The 17500-nt window shown below is 54.6% G+C and carries 14 protein-coding genes; 9 read left to right on the top strand and 5 right to left on the bottom strand.

Features of this window, described 5'->3' with window-relative positions:
* The first annotated feature begins 28 nt into the window (after positions 1 to 28).
* The 4 genes from OEV49_04980 to pyrF are packed head-to-tail and all read left to right on the top strand — an operon-like array spanning position 29 to position 4789.
* On the top strand, positions 29 to 2128 hold the full coding sequence (locus OEV49_04980) for a hypothetical protein (protein ID MDH3890416.1): 2100 nt from the start codon (positions 29 to 31) through the stop codon (positions 2126 to 2128).
* Positions 2125 to 2916, top strand: a complete 792-nt coding sequence (locus OEV49_04975) for a dihydroorotate dehydrogenase electron transfer subunit (protein ID MDH3890415.1) — start codon at positions 2125 to 2127, stop codon at positions 2914 to 2916. Before OEV49_04980 ends, OEV49_04975 begins: the two co-directional genes overlap by 4 nt.
* Before the next feature lie 8 nt (positions 2917 to 2924).
* Complete coding sequence (locus OEV49_04970) at positions 2925 to 3830, top strand: dihydroorotate dehydrogenase (GenBank protein ID MDH3890414.1); 906 nt, start codon at positions 2925 to 2927, stop codon at positions 3828 to 3830.
* A complete protein-coding gene (gene pyrF, locus OEV49_04965) occupies positions 3830 to 4789 on the top strand; it encodes an orotidine-5'-phosphate decarboxylase (protein ID MDH3890413.1) in 960 nt (319 codons plus the stop codon). Before OEV49_04970 ends, pyrF begins: the two co-directional genes overlap by 1 nt.
* A gap of 323 nt (positions 4790 to 5112) precedes the next feature.
* Here the strand turns inward: pyrF and OEV49_04960 are convergent, their stop codons facing one another.
* The 5 genes from OEV49_04960 to OEV49_04940 all read right to left on the bottom strand — a co-directional run bounded on the left by OEV49_04960 (position 5113) and on the right by OEV49_04940 (position 10852).
* Positions 5113 to 5670 (bottom strand): GNAT family N-acetyltransferase, encoded by a 558-nt coding sequence (locus tag OEV49_04960; protein ID MDH3890412.1) that lies wholly within the window; start codon positions 5668 to 5670, stop codon positions 5113 to 5115.
* A 670-nt stretch (positions 5671 to 6340) separates the two neighbouring features.
* Entirely contained in the window at positions 6341 to 7447 is a 1107-nt protein-coding gene (rsgA, locus tag OEV49_04955; GenBank protein MDH3890411.1) for a ribosome small subunit-dependent GTPase A, read from the bottom strand.
* Between the two features lie 429 nt (positions 7448 to 7876).
* Entirely contained in the window at positions 7877 to 8794 is a 918-nt protein-coding gene (locus OEV49_04950; GenBank protein ID MDH3890410.1) for a hypothetical protein, read from the bottom strand.
* A gap of 107 nt (positions 8795 to 8901) precedes the next feature.
* Positions 8902 to 9585 (bottom strand): hypothetical protein, encoded by a 684-nt coding sequence (locus OEV49_04945; GenBank protein ID MDH3890409.1) that lies wholly within the window; start codon positions 9583 to 9585, stop codon positions 8902 to 8904.
* A gap of 283 nt (positions 9586 to 9868) precedes the next feature.
* Positions 9869 to 10852: a tetratricopeptide repeat protein gene (locus tag OEV49_04940; GenBank protein ID MDH3890408.1), complete on the bottom strand. Its 984-nt coding sequence runs from the start codon at positions 10850 to 10852 to the stop codon at positions 9869 to 9871.
* 233 nt (positions 10853 to 11085) lie between these two features.
* On the opposite strand from OEV49_04940, the gene gmd reads away from it, so the two are divergent.
* From gmd to OEV49_04915, 5 genes are all read left to right on the top strand, one after another.
* Positions 11086 to 12045, top strand: a complete 960-nt coding sequence (gene gmd / locus OEV49_04935; GenBank protein ID MDH3890407.1) for a GDP-mannose 4,6-dehydratase — start codon at positions 11086 to 11088, stop codon at positions 12043 to 12045.
* Between the two features lie 43 nt (positions 12046 to 12088).
* Entirely contained in the window at positions 12089 to 13066 is a 978-nt protein-coding gene (locus tag OEV49_04930) for a GDP-mannose 4,6-dehydratase (GenBank protein ID MDH3890406.1), read from the top strand.
* A gap of 31 nt (positions 13067 to 13097) precedes the next feature.
* Positions 13098 to 14438 (top strand): nucleotide sugar dehydrogenase, encoded by a 1341-nt coding sequence (locus OEV49_04925; protein MDH3890405.1) that lies wholly within the window; start codon positions 13098 to 13100, stop codon positions 14436 to 14438.
* 610 nt (positions 14439 to 15048) lie between these two features.
* Complete coding sequence (locus OEV49_04920; protein MDH3890404.1) at positions 15049 to 15609, top strand: LemA family protein; 561 nt, start codon at positions 15049 to 15051, stop codon at positions 15607 to 15609.
* Positions 15610 to 15634: 25 nt separating this feature from the next.
* Positions 15635 to 17383 (top strand): DUF2207 domain-containing protein, encoded by a 1749-nt coding sequence (locus OEV49_04915; protein MDH3890403.1) that lies wholly within the window; start codon positions 15635 to 15637, stop codon positions 17381 to 17383.
* Positions 17384 to 17500: the final 117 nt, after the last annotated feature.

Raw genomic sequence — 17500 nt, 5'->3', positions numbered from 1 at the left:
GATGGGACAATACACTGTGAAATCTCCTATGAGGTTTTGGACCATAAGATTGATGCTTCTGCTGCTGGTGGCTACATTCGGCCTTAGCTGCGTTTACTATAACACTTTTTATAACGGCCGGAAGGCCTTCAACGAAGCCGAGAATTCCCGAAAGAAGATCAAGGGAAAAGGCCGCGGTAATGTTTCAGGCTACCGCAAAGCGATCGAGAAATCGCTGAAAGTAATCGAGGACTACCCCGACTCAAAGTATTACGACGACGCTCTGCATATTCTGATGGTGTCCTACTACCATACCGAGCAGTTTCCCAAAAGTGAGCGGCGGGCGCGAGAAATCCTGGCTGTCTATCCCGATGGTGAGTATGTCCGTGACGCCACTCTGTACCTGGCCAAAGCCAAGCTGATGCAAAAAGACGTGGCTGACGCCGTGGTGGTTTTCCAGGACATATTTGAAGGGGATTATGAAGCCTCGTTCAAGAGTGAAGCGGCCATGACACTGGGTACTTATCATAGGGATGACGAGGACCACAAACTGGCCGAGCCGTATTTTCTGGCCTTGCGTGATTCTCTGGGCAATGAGGACGAAAAGAGACTCGCCCAGACCTATCTGGCCGATGGGTATTACGATAGCTACCGTTTCGAGGACGCTCTGGGCGCTTACCTGCAACTTTTGGGAATGGAACCGGACAAGGATGAGAAGTACCACTCCCTGTATCAGGCAGCCGATTGTTCATACCGGCTCATGCGCATTGAGGACGGCCAGGACTATTTGACCACCCTGATGGACGAAGACATTTATTTCGACTCCCTGCCTTCCCTGAAGCTCAAGATGGGTGAGGGGTATGAACACTCTGAAGAGTTGGCTCTGGCCGAGGCGGTCTATCGGGATGTTATAAACGAGACGGAAAAAGGGTATGCCAGAGCCGAGGCTTTTTGGCGGCTGGGATTAATCTACCAGTACGATTACGATGATTTGATTGAAGCCAAACTCTATTATGATTCGACCACCAAACTGGACCGCGGTACCGGAATCGGTAAGGATGCTTTGCAGCAGTCGTCTGCTATAGGCTTGCTTGAGGAGTATTCACAGGCGATCGAGCTGGATTCCTCGGCTACCCAGGAGATGATAGATGAAGCCGCTTACATTCAATACCAATTGGCCGAGTTATATTGGTTGGATCTCAACAAACCGGATTCGGGCATCATCGCCATGCAAACGGTGGTGGATTCATTTCCCACCGCCTACGACAGCCCCAAAGCCTTGATCGCATTGTCTGAGATGATTCGCGACCGCCGGGGAGATTCCACGGCGGCCGATTCTATTCTCCACGAGGTCCTTGTCAGGTATCCAGCTTCGGATTTTGTGGTCGAAGCTCTGGATCGCCTGGGTTTGATCGGCTCAGAAGCCGACACAGGTTACGCCGGAATGTACTTTCAGCGTGCCGAGTACTTTCTGGTCGATGAGGCTGACCTGGACAGCGCCCGAGCGAATTATCAGATGGTAGTCGACCGTTTCGAGGATTCGCGGTATTTCGCGCAGGCGAGCTTTGCCCTCATTTGGTTGACCGAAATGTATGACAGCCCCGGCGATTCCTCGATCATCTGGGCCTACACGGAGTTTGCCGACTCTTTTTCAGGCTCCGGCTGGGCCAACGAAGCCCGCTCGCGGTTGCAGTTTACTCCCAAGCCCAGGAGCCGAGACGAGGTGGATCAACCGTTGGACAGCGCCATGTTCGCCGAAGTCGATGAAGGCGACAGCCTGGGTCCGGGCACCAAGTCGGGCGGCCAGGAGTACATCGACCCTCAGGTGGCGGCTGTGACGGATGAAGATGGGACCCAATTGCAGCAGTTGTTACTGGATCCAATTCGTATTGATATACCGTTCGAGTACCCACCTGACGCATACAATGAAAAGTGGGAGGGAGAGTTGATTTTTCAGTTAACACTCGATTTTTCCGGAGAAGTCGATTGGTATGAACTGAAAACCAGGTCACCCAATGAGGAAATCAATACGCGCGTTAAAGAAACTTTCGAGTCCTATGCTTTCGACCCGACCCGAATTCCGGTCGAGCTTCAGGGGCACAGATTGTATTACAAGTTTAAGGTACGTTTACCGGATCATCTGAGATGACTAAACCAAAGTGTGAAAGTACGCCTTTGATCAATCGTCGGGACTTGAAGAATGACTACTATTCGTTCACTTTTGCACCGTACAGTCAGGCGAGCGATTGCCGACCCGGCCAATTCGTCCATGTCAAACTGCCCACCGATGTGGTCTATTTCCGACGAGCTTTTTCGGTAGCTTCGGTGGATAGCCGAAAGCAGAGCCTTGAGTTGATCTTCAAGTCTCTTGGACGCGGCACCAAGGCGTTCGGTACCCTTGCAGACGGTGACGAAGTAAACATCCTCGGCCCCCTGGGTACATCGTTCAAACGACCGCGCAAGAACGAGACGGCGGTTATGATAGCCGGCGGTGTTGGTTTTCCGCCTTTGATGTTTTTTGCCCAGCGTCTTATCGAACAAGGCCATGACCCCCAGAAACTTCTGTTCTTCTACGGTGGACGCAGCAAGACTGATATTGTCGAACGAACGCGTCTTAAGAAAATGGGTGTCAATCTTACCGTCGTTACGGAGGACGGCTCGCTTGGCGAAAAAGGACTGGTTGTCGATCCGGTACAACGGTACCTGGACAAGCGTAGCGGGCGCGTGCAGGTTTACTCATGCGGTCCGCCGGGGATGCTGAAAGCGGTGAACGATCTCGGCTTGCAGGTCGGTATCGGCGGTCAGCTGTCTTTGGAAGCGCCGATGCCGTGCGGCTTCGGTGTTTGTCTGGGTTGTGTGGTGCCTCTGACGGCCGGCGGCCACGCCCGTGTCTGTCGCGAAGGGCCGGTATTTGAGATCGGTGAGGTAGCCTTGTGAGAGATGCCATGAAAACAACGCTCTCGGGGGTCGAGTTTGCAAATCCGATTATGACCGCCTCCGGTTGCTGCGGCTATGGTGAGGAATTGGCCGAGATTTTTCCATTGTCCAGGCTGGGTGCCCTGGTCACCAAGTCGATTACCCTGGAGCCACGGTTGGGTCATCCACCGCCGCGCACAGCCGAGACAGCGTCCGGGATGCTCAACGCCATAGGTCTGGCTAATGTCGGTGTCGATGCTTTCATTCGGGACAAGATGCCTTTTTTGAGCGAACAGAAGACAGGTGTTATCGTCAACGTCGCCGGAGCATCGGTCGATGAGTATGTTGAGGTGAGTCGCAGGTTGAACAACGTTGACGATCTGGACATGATCGAACTGAACATCAGCTGTCCCAATGTCGACCGGGGCGGCATGGAGTTTGGCAGCGATCCCTATCTCACGCAAAAAGTAGTGGCCGAAGTCAAAAAAGTTTTCGACCGTCCGATAATCGTCAAATTATCACCCAACGTCACGAACATCTGTGACATCGCTCGCGCCGCCGAGGCAGGTGGGGCTGATGCTCTGACGGTGATAAACTCGTTGGTGGGAACAGCCGTCGACATCGAGACCCGCCGCCCCCGGCTTACCAACAACAAAGGCGGTCTTACCGGCCCGGCAATAAAACCGATCGCCCTGGCCATGGTGGCGGCCGTCCACGAAAACTGTCGCCTGCCGATTGTCGGTGTGGGTGGTATCGCCACCTGGCAGGATGTCGTGGAATTCATGCTTTGCGGAGCTTCGGCTGTCCAGATCGGCACGGCGCTGTTTGTCGAGCCGGAAGCACCGCTGAAAATCGTAAGCGGTCTGAAGACCTACCTTCAGGCTCGAAATATTAAATCGATCAACGACCTCGTAGGGAGACTGGAGAAATACTGATGTTTGCTCTTAAGGAACTTCAAAGGATACAGGCGGATAATAAATCGATGATCTGTCTTGGTCTCGATCTGGATCCACGTCGAATGCCTTCGGAACATTCCAAAAGTGTCAAAGGGATGTTTGAGTTTGCAGTCGGCGTAATCGAGGCCACCAAAGACAGGGTCTGTGCCTACAAACCCAATCTGGCTTTCTACGAGAGTTTGGGTGCCGAGGGACTGTCATTGTTGAAACTGATCATCGAACGCATCGGTGACTCCGTGCCGGTTATCCTGGACGGCAAACGTGGTGACATCGGTAACACTGCAGGCCACTACGCCGATGCTATGTTCAAACAGTTGAAAGCATCCTGGGTTACCCTCAATCCATACATGGGCTATGACTCTCTTCGGCCCTTCATAGAGCACAAAGAACAAGGTGTTTTTATTCTATGCCTGACATCGAACCCCGGCTCCAAGGACTTTCAGATTCTGAATGTGGAGGGCCAACCGCTTTACCGAATTGTGGCCGAAAAAGTGGCCTACTGGAACAAAGATAACAACTGCGGTCTGGTGGTGGGCGCTACCAATCCGGAACAGTTGAAGGAACTGCGCCAGGTATCCGGCAACATGCCGCTCTTGATTCCCGGTGTTGGCGCTCAGGGTGGGTCGCTAGAGAAGGCGGCCGCTTTCGGCACCGACAATTTCACCAAGACGGCCCTTATTAATGTCTCCCGCTCTGTACTGTATGCGTCCAAGGGCTCAGACTTTGCCGATCGAGCGCGGGCCGAGTTGGGACGACTAAACCAAATCGTAGATTCCGTTCGGCAGAGCGGACTCAGTACCGGCGGCGACAGCCCGACGCCTCAACCTGCCACCACTGAAAGTACACCGGAGAGCGTTGCGCCGGTGCAGCAAAACACACCACCACCACCCATTAACAGCCAGCAACCCGGCGACGCCGGACAGCAGGGATCGTCCTAAGCAGCACGACCTATCTTGTAGGGCAGGTCTGTCTTCAAACCAACCATGTCAGGAGCACAAGGCTCCTGACCTACTGTGTCGGGCGCGGTCGCCCAACAGCACCCGGACTCCACGATTTTTGAAGATGGATTCCGGGTCAAAGCCCGGAATGATAGATTGTGGATTCATCCTTCGACTCTGCTGGTGCCTCGACTCCGCTCGTGCCTCGACTCTGCTGGTGCCTCGACTCCGCTCGTGCCTCGACTCCGCTCGGCATGACAGGGGACATGTGAGTAGCACGAAAGAGCCATTCATGGCCCATTTATGGCCGGTATGCCGCCCGGCTACCAGTCCATTTCGAATTGCAGAAGGGAGTAGATCAGTCCGTGATGGAATTCTCCCCGATAAAAATAGTGATCCCTTAAGGTAGCATCTTTCTTGAAGCCGAGCGACTCCATCAGGGCTATAGCTTGAGTATTGAACTGCGCTGTCTGTGCGTACACTTTGTTCAGACCTCGATATGGGAAGAGATACCTGACTAGAGTTTTCAGCGCATCAGCACCATACCCTTTTTGGCGCTCGTCGGGATCAACGACCAAGCCCAGTTCGGCCGAGCGGTTGAGCGTGTTCAAGTCAAAATAGGTCACTTTCGCCACCGGCGTTCTGTCGTCCTTACGTAAAACCATGAAGCGCTGTCGGGACATATCTTTTTCCGCCTTCTTCATTCGCTCGGCTATTTCGGAGGGTGTGCTGAAAACCCACGGGCGACAGGTCTGCGATTGTGGCTCACTCAGCAATGTCCAATGATAGGTGTTGGCTTCATCTTCCGGTGTAGTCGGCTTGAGAAAGACCTTATCGCCGACCAGCGAAGGTGATGTGGGGAGTGGTTTTTTGTCGGCCATGGGCAGGTATCCCTCAACGGTGACGGGTTGACGTTTTCTCTGAGTCCCAATGTGGCGGCGGTGCCATCGGCGATCAACAAATAAATTCGCGCACACAAACTACCCGTCGTTTTGTTTTGAGTGCGGTGTCGCCTCCGGACCTGCCATTTCAGGAGCACGGGACTCCTGACCTACTAACTATGCACCCCTCCTTGTCACCCTGAGCGGAGTCTAAGGGTGGGCTTCGACAATTCAGACTGCTCGGGCTCCGTCATGCCGGCGTAGGCCGCCATCAAGTCTTTGAACCACGAATGGATTCCCGCCTACGCGGGAATGACACCCACAAACGGGTCCTTTGCGCTTGGCGCATCTTTGGGCCATACCCCTTAACTCCGCTCACCCTGCGGCTCAGCTCATGCCTCGACTCCGCTCGGCATGACAGGGTCAAGCCCTGATTATCGCGCTTCGCGCATTTTGCGTGAAGCACTACTTGACGGTGTCGGGCGGCGTCGCCCAACACCACACTGTAACAGACCGTCAGGTCACACGCTCGCCTTCGGCGAACGCAAGACCTGACGGAACAAGAACTCCGCTCACTCTTCGACTCCGTTCAGGGTGAGGTTGGAAAGGCACCTGTTTAGGTCACAGGGCGCGCAAAGCGCATGAAACTCATTTATGGGCGGTTTATCGGTCAGGCCAGCCCTTTCTTTTTGAGTTCTTTCATATCTTGGTGATAACGGCGAACCCGCTGGCCAAATTCTCGCTCCATCTGACGGCGGGAGTGCACATCACGCCGTTTGGTCAGGTGTACTTGTTCCTTCAGCATCTTGAGATAACTCTGATACCGCTTGGGATCAAGGCTGCCGCTTTCAAGGGCTGCCCGAACGGCACAGCCCGGCTCGGTGTCATGCCCGCAATCGTTGAAGCGACATTGGTCCATCAGTGTTTCGATATCACCAAAGGTCCGGCTGAGACCGCCCTCGTCGTTGAACTGTTGAATCTCGCGCAGACCGGGTGTGTCTATCACCAGTCCACCTGATGGCAGTATAATCAGTTCTCGCTGCGTGGTGGTATGGCGGCCGCGGCCGTCACCTTTGCGCACACCGCCGGTGGCCAGCTTGCTTTCACCGAGCAGTTGGTTGATCAATGAAGACTTGCCCACGCCGGACGAACCCAGGAAGGCAAGGGTGTGCCCGGTTTTTAAGTAATCAGACAGGGTTTCAATACCCAGTCCGCTTACAGCACTGACTGAATGAACGGGAACGCCGGCTGCGACGGCCTCTACTTGGTCAACCGCTGCCTCCGGGTCATCGCACAGATCAGCCTTGTTGAGCACTATCACCGGTTGCGCGCCTGAGTCCCAGGCTATGGTGAGGTATCTCTCGATCCGGCGCACATTGAAGTCGTTGTCCAGTCCGGCCACCAGCAGAACCGAGTCGACATTGGCGGCCAAAACCTGTTCGTCGGTACGGCCCGCCCGGTATTTGGGTCCTCCGGCCAGCACCGCTTTGCGCGAAAAACTGGTGCGGCGAGGCACCAGGCCGTGAATGACTGAGTCGCTGGACAAGTCCCTATGGTCTATGGCCACCCAGTCGCCGACAGTCGGATAGTCGGCCAGCGTAGCTGCTTGATGCCGAAACCGTCCGGAGAGTTGGGCGGCAATCTCCCCTTTTTCGCTGAACAGTTGGTACCTTTCTCGATGTTCCTGGGTTACGCGGGCCGGTGTGTAACCTTGCTCGCGGAAGTCGAGAAAACGGCTTTCAAAAAAATCGTCAAAACCTAATGTATGCAAATCCATCGTTGGAATCCTTGTTACTATCGTTACAACTTGTCGGCGTCGCGGTTAATGAACCGTTGTTCCTGTGGCGCATCACCTTGGGCTATTGATTTCGCTGTGGTTGTGTTGGCTGTCTTCTGGGCCGGACATGAAAAAAGCCGCCCAACTTCAGTTGGTCGGCGAGGGGGGCGCTCAGAATTCGATTGAGCGTCGGCTCAGCAGCCTGACTGAAGGAGGTGCAACACACCACAGCTTTGGGATATTGCAGTAGCCATGTATGGTCCTCCTTTCAGGTCCTGGGTTCTAAGTCGCTTGCTGTTTCTACGGACAATTTAGCCTGGATGTTTCGTTTGTCAAGATAATTGTGGGTGCCGCCGCGCGGCCGAAAGGCCAGGACGCCCTAGCAGCGAGCATCCCGGCCAGTTTATGCAGAGAGATTGGTTGCGTCGTCTATTGGACGTTGGCCCCCTCCCGCCGTCGGTAGATTATGTAGATGGCGGACAGTAGGAGAATCAGGGTCAGGATTAGCAAGCCGAGGTTGGTGTGGGAGGGGACGCGTTGCCGATCAAGTGCCACCGCGTAGTTGACGTGGGTCACCCCGATTCCGGGGAGTATTATGTCCCACTGTCCCATGCCCCCAACCACACCGAAGAAGTAGGGCACCCACACAGCGGCCGGAGGGCCGCCATCATCGGAATCGGTAATCAATACGGTCCCGGCCGCCGGGTTGAACTCATAAATTGTGATAGCGTGATATCCATCAAGATCACCCTTCTTGTAGCCGCCCGGCGGGGTGCCGCGTTTGACGTCACCCCAGTACAGGGTGATTCCACAAGCGTGCCCCTCGTCGAATCTGGCCTGACACCAATCGATCGGGTTGATAGCCCACGATCTTGGAACGAACTCTAAGCCAGTGAATATCGGACCCTGGAACATCACGGGTACCGAAGCCAGAGCCCAGTGTTGCCAACCACCGTCGTCAAAGGTCATGGCCGCTCCGACATTGGCTGGAACAACTCCACCCCACGAACTCACATTCGGTGACGGCGGCACGCCACCGCCCAGCCAAGGTGGATCGTAGAGATTGGGTAGGCCTTCAAACACCATCAGGTTCGAAGCGCTGGCCATCCAACAACTCAGGTCGGAATTCCAGTCGTTTCCCCCGGCACCCGGAAAGATCGGCTCTCCAGGCGCGTGCATGCCGTCTAAAGGCATTCCATCTGTAAAATTAAGAATCCAGCCGTTTGCCGGATTGAAGTTATGTTTGTTTTGATCCGGCTGAGCCAGAACTGTGGCAGCCAGCAACGGAATGAGTGCAACAGCAAAAACCGCTGGTGCCACTTTATGGATCATGACTCCCTTAGTCATGAGTCTCCTCCTTTGAGATTGAGTGATTCGGGAACAGCCCACCGGCCGTAACCGCAGCAACTGGCCCAGCGATCTTTCACGAGGTACCGAAGGGCTATCCCCGGACATTATTGAGGCCGAGATTGATCGTTAGAGGTCCTCCCCGGCGGGGCGCGGACGTCGGGAAAGCAGTACCAGCGCTGCTCCCAAGGGAGGACCTGGAAGGAAGCATAAGACCGGTTGTTGTCTGGCCTGGAGCGGGTGTGGAGTGAACGTAACGCCTGCGCGATTTGCCCCACCGTGATCAGAATCAGCGCATTGACGATTACAAATACAAAAGATACCATCAGCAGCCCGAACAACGAGCCGAATCTGAAAAGCAGGCCGGATTCATCCGGCGTCATTACAAAAAGATTCCCCAGATTGACGTCGTGGCTCAGATAGTATTCAAGCGGCAGCCACAAAGCGGCTATGAAAATAGCATTGAAGCCGAGATGTTTCGTGATTCGGTTGACGATAAGGCCATAGATCGCAAACAGAAAGATCAGGCTGCCGAAAGCGAGCAGACAGGTGGCTATCGATGTCGATGAATCGACCCGAATGGCGACAAAGAGGTATGAGACCGCCAATAGTCCGCCAAGAACCAACGATTCTATTAAGCCTGCTCTTATCACGCGCCAAAGAAATGGAACGAGAGCGAACAGAGAAAAGAACCATAGGTCCCCGTAGAAATGCGCAGCCGAGATCAGTAGCGCTGAACTTCCCGCACAGAGGAAATTCTCCGCCCATCTCAGATCGAATGTCCTGGTCAAGTGAGTCCCCTGACCCTGCTCGACAGCCCGCCATACCTGCGTGATGCTACGCCCCCAAGGCGTAGTGAATGCTAATAGATAGTATGGTCCATGCTTTTTGTCAAGCGCATAGTCTGCGCCGCAAAGTTTGTCGGGTGACGTATCCGGTAGTCTTGGTGCCGGGAGGACCTATCTCCGGCAGGACTCCTGCCGACCGACAATTCACCCTTCGACTGCGCTCAGGGTGACAGTAGGGCGAATCCGACTTCGCCTGCGCGCCGAGGCGTGAACCCGCCGAAACCTGCTACTGAACCTCGGCGATACGTTTGTTGATGTGTTCCCAGACTTCCGTCCAGGAAGAGTCATAGCCCTCTGTCTTGTATTCGTCGCGGGCCCGTTTGAGCAGTTTCAACCCCTCGGCTTTGTTGCCCAGGCCAATGGCCGCTTCTCCTAAGTCCTCGCATGCCTGCCCGATGGCCGAGTGGTTTTCCAGCCGTTCGGCCCAGGCCAGCACCGGGCGCAACCATTGACCTGCTTCTTCGAAGTTACCCAGCAAGCGGTGCGTCATACCGACATGGTAGTCGGCGAACAGTTTTCCGGTTTCGCCGGAGAAGCGCCAGTGATACTCGCGCGCTTTAGTGTAACACTCAAGGGCCGAGTCGAATTGTTTCTGATCATAGTAGGTCCCGGCTAAGTTGTTCCACAATGGACCCAGCCAGCGTTCCTGGTCGCCTTCTTCGGCGGCTTCGATTCCCCGTCGTCCCCACTTGATCTGCTCTTCGGGAGTTTCAGCCACGATGGCGATCATGTGGGCGGCATCGACAGCCCGACCCCAAAGCGCATTGGCATCGCAGAACTCAAACATTTGATCAAAGGTCGCACGGGCTGCTTTAAGATCGCCCGCCTTCCACTCGAATCGTCCCTTGACACCGAGATAGCGTGACCAACCCATGGGATCGCTTTCCGAACTACGCTCTTTGGCCTGCTGCAAATACTCTTCGCCGGTTTCACGATTACCCAAAATAAGATTCATGCGCGCCACCTGCGAGAGTGCTTCGACCTCGACCGAGCGATTGAATTCTTTGCGGGCTGCTTCGGCAACTTCGAGGTACGACTCAAGGGCAGACCCGTAATCCCGCGACTGAAAAATGTCGTCGGCCTGCGACAACGTTTCATCGGCCGATTGGTCATTGGTGGACACTTTGGCTCCTTTTTGTTTTACTTCGATCGCGTTGGTCACAGAGAACATCAGTATCAGCGAGAGAACTGCTATTGCCGGTTTCATCATTCATCACTCCAGGCTGGGTCCACGATTTTCCTGCGTCATCCGGGTTTCAGTATATAACAATTGTACGCAGCGGTCACGGCAAATCTGCATATAAGGAGTATGATCGACAGGCTCGAATTGGATTGACCGGCTCAAGTGGTCGATATATATTCAACCACTTAAGCGGCAGCGGATGCCGGTCGAAAGACAAAAAAACGAACGGAAACGTTAACCGATCGGGGGATCGATAGAATATGCGCGCATTGATAACCGGAATCACCGGGCAAGACGGCTCCTATCTGGCCGAGTTCCTGCTGAAAAAAGGGTACGAAGTGATCGGTATGGTCCGAAGGGCCTCGACCGAATCGGCCGAACGCATAGATCATATTAAAGACAAGATCACTTTGGCCCAGGCCGATCTGTTGGATCAGCACTCGATACTCAGGGTCATCGATGACCACCGTCCCGACGAAGTTTATAATCTCGCCGCTCAGTCATTCGTGCCCACCAGTTGGACACAGCCGGTGCTGACCGGAGAGTTCGATGCATTGGGTGTTACCAAGATGCTTGAGGCGATTCGTCAGGTCGACAATAAGATCAAGTTCTACCAGGCATCGTCGTCGGAGATGTTCGGGCGGGTGCAGGCGGTGCCGCAGGTTGAAACGACACCTTTCTACCCGCGTTCACCCTACGGCGTGGCCAAGGTATACGGCCACTGGATAACGGTCAACTATCGTGAGAGTTACGGCATTCATGCCTGCAGTGGGATACTGTTCAACCATGAATCGCCGCGTCGCGGACTGGAGTTTGTCACACGCAAGATAACCAACGGCGCGGCGCGAATCAAACTGGGTCTGGCCGACAATCTGGCTTTGGGGAATCTGGATGCCAAACGGGACTGGGGTTTTGCCGGTGACTATGTGCAGGCGATGTGGAAGATGCTGCAGCATGAGACAGCCGACGATTTTGTGATCGCTTCGGGCCGGACACACTCGGTCGAAGAGTTCGTGGCGGCGGCCTTTTCGCACGTTGGTTTGGACTACAAGGAATACGTGACCACCGACCCACGCTTCGTGCGACCGGCTGAAGTCGATTTGCTGTTGGGGGATCCTGCCAAGGCCAGGGAGGACCTGGGCTGGGAACCGAGGGTGACCTTCGAGCAGTTGGTAACCATGATGGTTGATGCCGATTTGAAGCGACTGACTCCCCAGTGAACAAGCGAATTAGTTGGCGCTTTCTGAATCCAGGGATGGATATATGACCAAAAGGGCAACGTCCAAGGCTGTGTTCGTGACCGGTATTGCCGGGTTTGCCGGTTCGCATCTGGCCGAACAACTGCTTGAGGCGGGCTACCAAATCTATGGCGCCCTGCATCCGAAAGAGTCCACGGCTTATCTGAAAGGTATCAAGTCCAACCTGGAATTGATCAGGTTGGACATTACCAATGCCGTTCGGGTCGCCGCCGCAGTGCAGAAGATCAAACCACAGTTCGTCTGTCATCTGGCCGCGCTGGCTTCGGTGTGGCGGTCCTTTGCCGATATGCAAAAGGTGTTTCGGGTCAATTTCGAAGGGACCCTCAATCTGTTGGAAGCTGCCCACCAAACCGGTACAGTCAAGAAGCTGTTGTTCGTCGGGTCGGCAGAGTGTTACGGCACTTTCAGCCCGAAGAACAAGACACTGAGCGAAGACCAGCCGCTCAACCCGATATCGCCGTATGCCCTGTCCAAAGCGGTGGCCGAACAGGCCTGCATGTATTACCAGCGTCGACACCGATTGCCGGTGACAATCTCGCGCTCATTTGCGCACACCGGGTCGCGCCAGTCGGTTGATTTTGTGGTGCCGTCGTTTGCCCGGCAAATTGCAATGATTGAAAGCTCACGGAGAATACCGGTACTGAAAGTGGGCAACCTGTCGGCCAAGCGGGACTTTTCAGATGTCCGTGATATTGTGCGCGGCTACCGCTTGATGCTTGAAAAAGGCAGGCCCGGTAGGGTGTATCAGCTTTGTTCCGGTCGTGCCGTGGCCATACAGACGGTTTTGGACATGCTGTTGAAAATGTCCGCTCGTAAAATCGAGATTGAAATCGACCGGACCAGGCTGCGCAAGAGTGATATCCCTGTTCAACGGGGCAGTAATAGTCGGGCTGTTCAAGAGTTGGGATACGCCAGTCGATATAGTCTGAGAGAGACCCTTACAGAATGTTTGGAGTACTTTAGAGACCAGGTTCAAACCTGAACGTGCGTCCGATCTCAGGAGTGCAAAAGAGATGGCAACGAAAAAGAGCAAGAAGCCGGCCGCGTTGGCTGAGTTGATCGACAAAATCAAAGACCGCAGCGCACGAGTTGGTGTGATCGGGTTGGGCTATGTCGGTCTTCCGCTGTGTGTGGAATTGGCCCGGGTTGGATTCAAAGTTACCGGTTTCGATATTTCCAAATCGAAGATCAAGTTGTTGAACGCTGGTAAGTCCGATATCGACGATGTCCCCGACGATCATGTCAGGGAGATGGTCGACTCCGGTTATTTCCACGCCACCGATGATCCCAAAAAACTAGCCAAGATGGATACTATCTCCATCTGTGTGCCGACCCCCCTTTCCAAAACCAAGGACCCTGATGTCAGCTATATTCTGTCGGCCATGGAGTGGGTCAAGAACTATATCCGCAAGGGTACGCTGGTGGTGCTTGAATCGACCACCTATCCCGGCACTACCGAGGACTTGATCCTGCCGCTGTTGGAAGGTAGCGGCATGAAAGTGGGTACCGATCTTTTCCTGGCTTTCTCACCGGAACGAGTCGATCCAGGCAACCCGGTGTACACGACCAAAAACACGCCGCGCGTGGTCGGCGGAATCACGCCGGCCTGCACCCAGGCGGCCAAGGTGTTTTATGAACAAACGATTTCCGACATTCATGCCTTGTCGTCAACGCAGGCGGCCGAGATGGTCAAGCTGCTGGAGAACACTTTCCGCTCGGTCAATATCGGTCTGGTCAACGAGGTCGCCGTTATGTGTGATCGGTTGGGCATCGACGTCTGGGAGATTATCGATGCCGCCGCTACCAAACCGTTCGGCTTTATGCCATTCTATCCCGGTCCCGGTTTGGGTGGGCATTGTATCCCGATCGATCCGCACTATCTGTCGTGGAAACTGAAATCGTTGAACTACTACGCGCGCTTTATCGAACTGGCCGGCGAGATCAACAGCCAGATGCCTGAGTATGTCGTGCGTCGGATAACACAGTTCTTGAACAGTAGGTTCGCGCGCTCGATCAACAAGTCAACTATCTGTGTGCTTGGTGTGACCTACAAACGTGATATCAAAGATACGCGTGAGTCACCGGCGCTTGACGTTATCAAGCTCCTGGAAGATAATGGCGCCAAAGTTATGTTGAACGATCCGTTCGTGTCGGAGATTGAGTGGAACAACACCAAGCACAAGTCGCGCAAATTGAACGCCGACCTATTGAAGAAATCGCAACTGACCGTGATCTTGACCGACCATACGCAATACGATTATCAATGGATCGTCGATCATAGTAAAGCGGTTTTCGACACTCGCAACGCCACCAAAAAAGTCACCAAGAACCGCAGCCGGATAGAGTTGTTGTAAATCGCCACCCAATATCATTCCCGCGAAGGCGGGAATCCATCTTCATGACTCTCTTCATAGGGCGGCATCCCTGTGATGTCGCTGAGATTGGCAGGATCACAGTCCGCCGCGGCGGACTGCCCTACCGGATTTCCGGGTGGCTGAAGGTCCGCCGCGGGCGGGAACACCGCCGAATCTAGAGAAACACGGCTTGACCGTGTCGGGACCACAAGGGGTCCCCACCTACGACGACTGCTATATTCATCCTGAGTGCCCCCATACATTCTGAGCGCAGTCGAAGGGTGAACACTTGCCGGGGGACAACGGCGCGAAGCGCGATAACCACGGCTTGACCGTGTTACCCTGAGCGCAGTTGAAGGGTGATTCCACCGCGCATATCTCCGTCCCAAACAAGGTTTGAGACAGCCACCCAAGGATGATGCACCAACGCGAAACTTCCGAGTCTGTCAATCCCATTGAATAAGCCAGCTCAGCAGTGGTAATACTTGTGGAGGGGAGGATGCGCCCACTTCCGGCGCTAACAACGTCGGGAGTGGTGCAAAACAACGCTTGACTGTCGATGCCAATAAAGTTAGCATCTGAAAAACCTACAGTTGCAGGAAACTCCAATATGACGACTCTTCTAGTTATTCTCGGTATCGGCGCTCTGGTCCTGATTGTCGTGATCGCCATGTACAACCGGCTGGTCAAGCTGCGCAATACAGTGCGTTCGTCCTGGTCGGACATCGATGTGCAGTTGAAAAAACGATACAACCTGGTGCCAAACCTGGTGGAGACCGTTAAGGCCTACGCCAAACATGAGAAATCGGTATTCGAGAACGTTGCGCAAGCCCGCTCGGCGGCCATGCAGGCCGGCTCACCGGCGGAACAAGCCAAGTCCGACAACATCTTCAAGGATACCTTGAAAAGCCTGTTCGCCGTGGCCGAAGCCTACCCGGAGTTGAAAGCCAACAGCAATTTTATGCAGTTGCAAAAGCAGTTTCAGGATCTCGAAGAAGATATCGAATCGGCGCGTCGGTACTACAATGCGGTGGTGCGCGACTATAACACATTGACCGAGACTTTTCCATCGGTGCTGATAGCTTCAAATTGCGGTTTTCAACAAGAAGAGTTCTATCAAATGGATGCGCCGGACACTCAACGCCAGCCGCCGCGCGCCGACTTCTCATAGACGGCCGGTAGGGAGGAATATTCGCATGAGACAAAAACAGTTTGCCGTTGTCTGGATCGGTGTCATCTCACTGTTATGCACACTGCTGAGTGTACCGGTGGTACAGGCGCGGTATTTTGACATCAATGAATTCAATTCCGACATCGAAATCCACGCCGACGGTCACATCGAAGTAACCGAGACGATCCGGTTGAGTTTCAAACGACCGCGCCACGGTATCTTCCGGGACCTGCCCATTCGCTATAAGGACGACCTGGGTGGCACTGTGGAGACACCGTTGGAAGTCATTTCCGTGCTCGATGGGCGGGGTGAACCTCGTGAGTATCGGGCGGAGCGACAAGGGAACGTGATGCAGGTACGGATAGGTCATCCCGATAGGTTTGTCGACGGGTATCAAGATTACGTCATCAAGTATCGTGTAGACTATGTGCTTCTGTTTCTGGAGGATCACGACGAACTGTATTGGAACGTAACCGGGAACGACTGGCCGGCACCGATAGAGAAAACCTCAGTCCGGGTAGCCCTGCTTCCGGCCGATGGCGATGCGCACCTGAAAGCGGCTTGCTACACCGGTCAGTATGGCTCAAGCGAATCGGCATGCGGTTGGCAGACAGGGACGGACACAGCCGCATTCATCAGCGAACGAGTCCTGAAGCCTAAGGAGGGTCTGACCGTGGTTCTCGGATGGGACAAAGGGATCATCCCGCCGCCTACCGAATCGGAACTGTTTTGGCGCAAGGTGAATCTGCGTGACAACTGGGTCTTCGGTGTGCCGATCATTGCGCTGTTCACGATGTTATGGCTGTGGTTCCGGAAGGGTCGCGACCCCAAAGTTCGGGAGTCCCTCACCGTGCAGTATGAACCGCCCAAGGTTGGGAATCGATTCCTGAGCGCGGCCGAAGTGGGTACCCTGATCGACGAAAAACTCGACCATCGCGATCTTAGTGGCGCCGTGGTGGGTCTGGCCGTGCGGGGATACCTGAAGATTGAAGAGACAACGACCACTACTCTGAGGACCACTGCAAGTGACTACAAGCTCGTCAAGCTCAAAGAGCCGGACGACCAACTCGGACCCTTTGAACGCAGTCTGATGGACGTCGTATTTGTCGGTAAACTCAAACAAGCAATGGTCTCGGACCTGAAGAGCCGTTTTCACATGCATCTTCCGAAGCTCAACAGGAAATTGTATGGCGAACTGATCCGCAAAAAGTACTTTACCACCAACCCGGAGCATGTGCGCCGGCACTACTCGATGTTTGCCGGTTTGTTACTCGTTTTCGGCTTTATGGCTATGGGCTACATGCAACCGCCTTCTCCGGTCAAGGGGCTGGTATGTTTCTCTTTGGGGGGATTGATTGTTTATCTCTTTGCCAAGATCATGCCGGCCAGGACGAAGCTGGGCGCCCGGACGCGCTGGGAAATCCTCGGCTTTCAGGAATTCATGATGAGAGCCGACCGGGATCGGATCGAGCGCATGGGTGGTGAACTTTTCTACAAGTATTTGCCGTATGCCATAGCCTTGGATATTACCGAGCAGTGGGCGACGGCCTTCGAAGGACTGTGCGACGAATCTCCCACCTGGTTCGTCGGGACTGGTCGCTTTCCGAGATTCGGTCCCAGGATGTTTGTGTCCAGCCTCGGCCAGGCCACGTCGAAACTCAGCGACGCTGTTTTCAATGCGCCGCGCAGTAGTGGGCTGGGTGGCGGTGGCTTCTCAGGCGGTGGTGGTTTCTCGGGTGGTGGATCAGGCGGCGGCGGTGGCGGCAGTTGGTGAAGCACGACCTTACCAGCGTTGGTTAGGTACCCTGTCCCGCAGGAAAGCCGAAGGACGGTCTTGACAAATGTTGTGCCCGTGCGATCTTCAGATCACGCGGGGCTCACCATCCAGGTG

It is taken from the genome of Candidatus Zixiibacteriota bacterium (assembly GCA_029860345.1).
Lineage (GTDB): Bacteria > Zixibacteria > MSB-5A5 > GN15 > FEB-12 > JAJRTA01.
The sequence above is the reverse complement of the archived record's forward strand: the minus strand, read 5'-3'. Positions and strand labels throughout refer to the sequence as shown.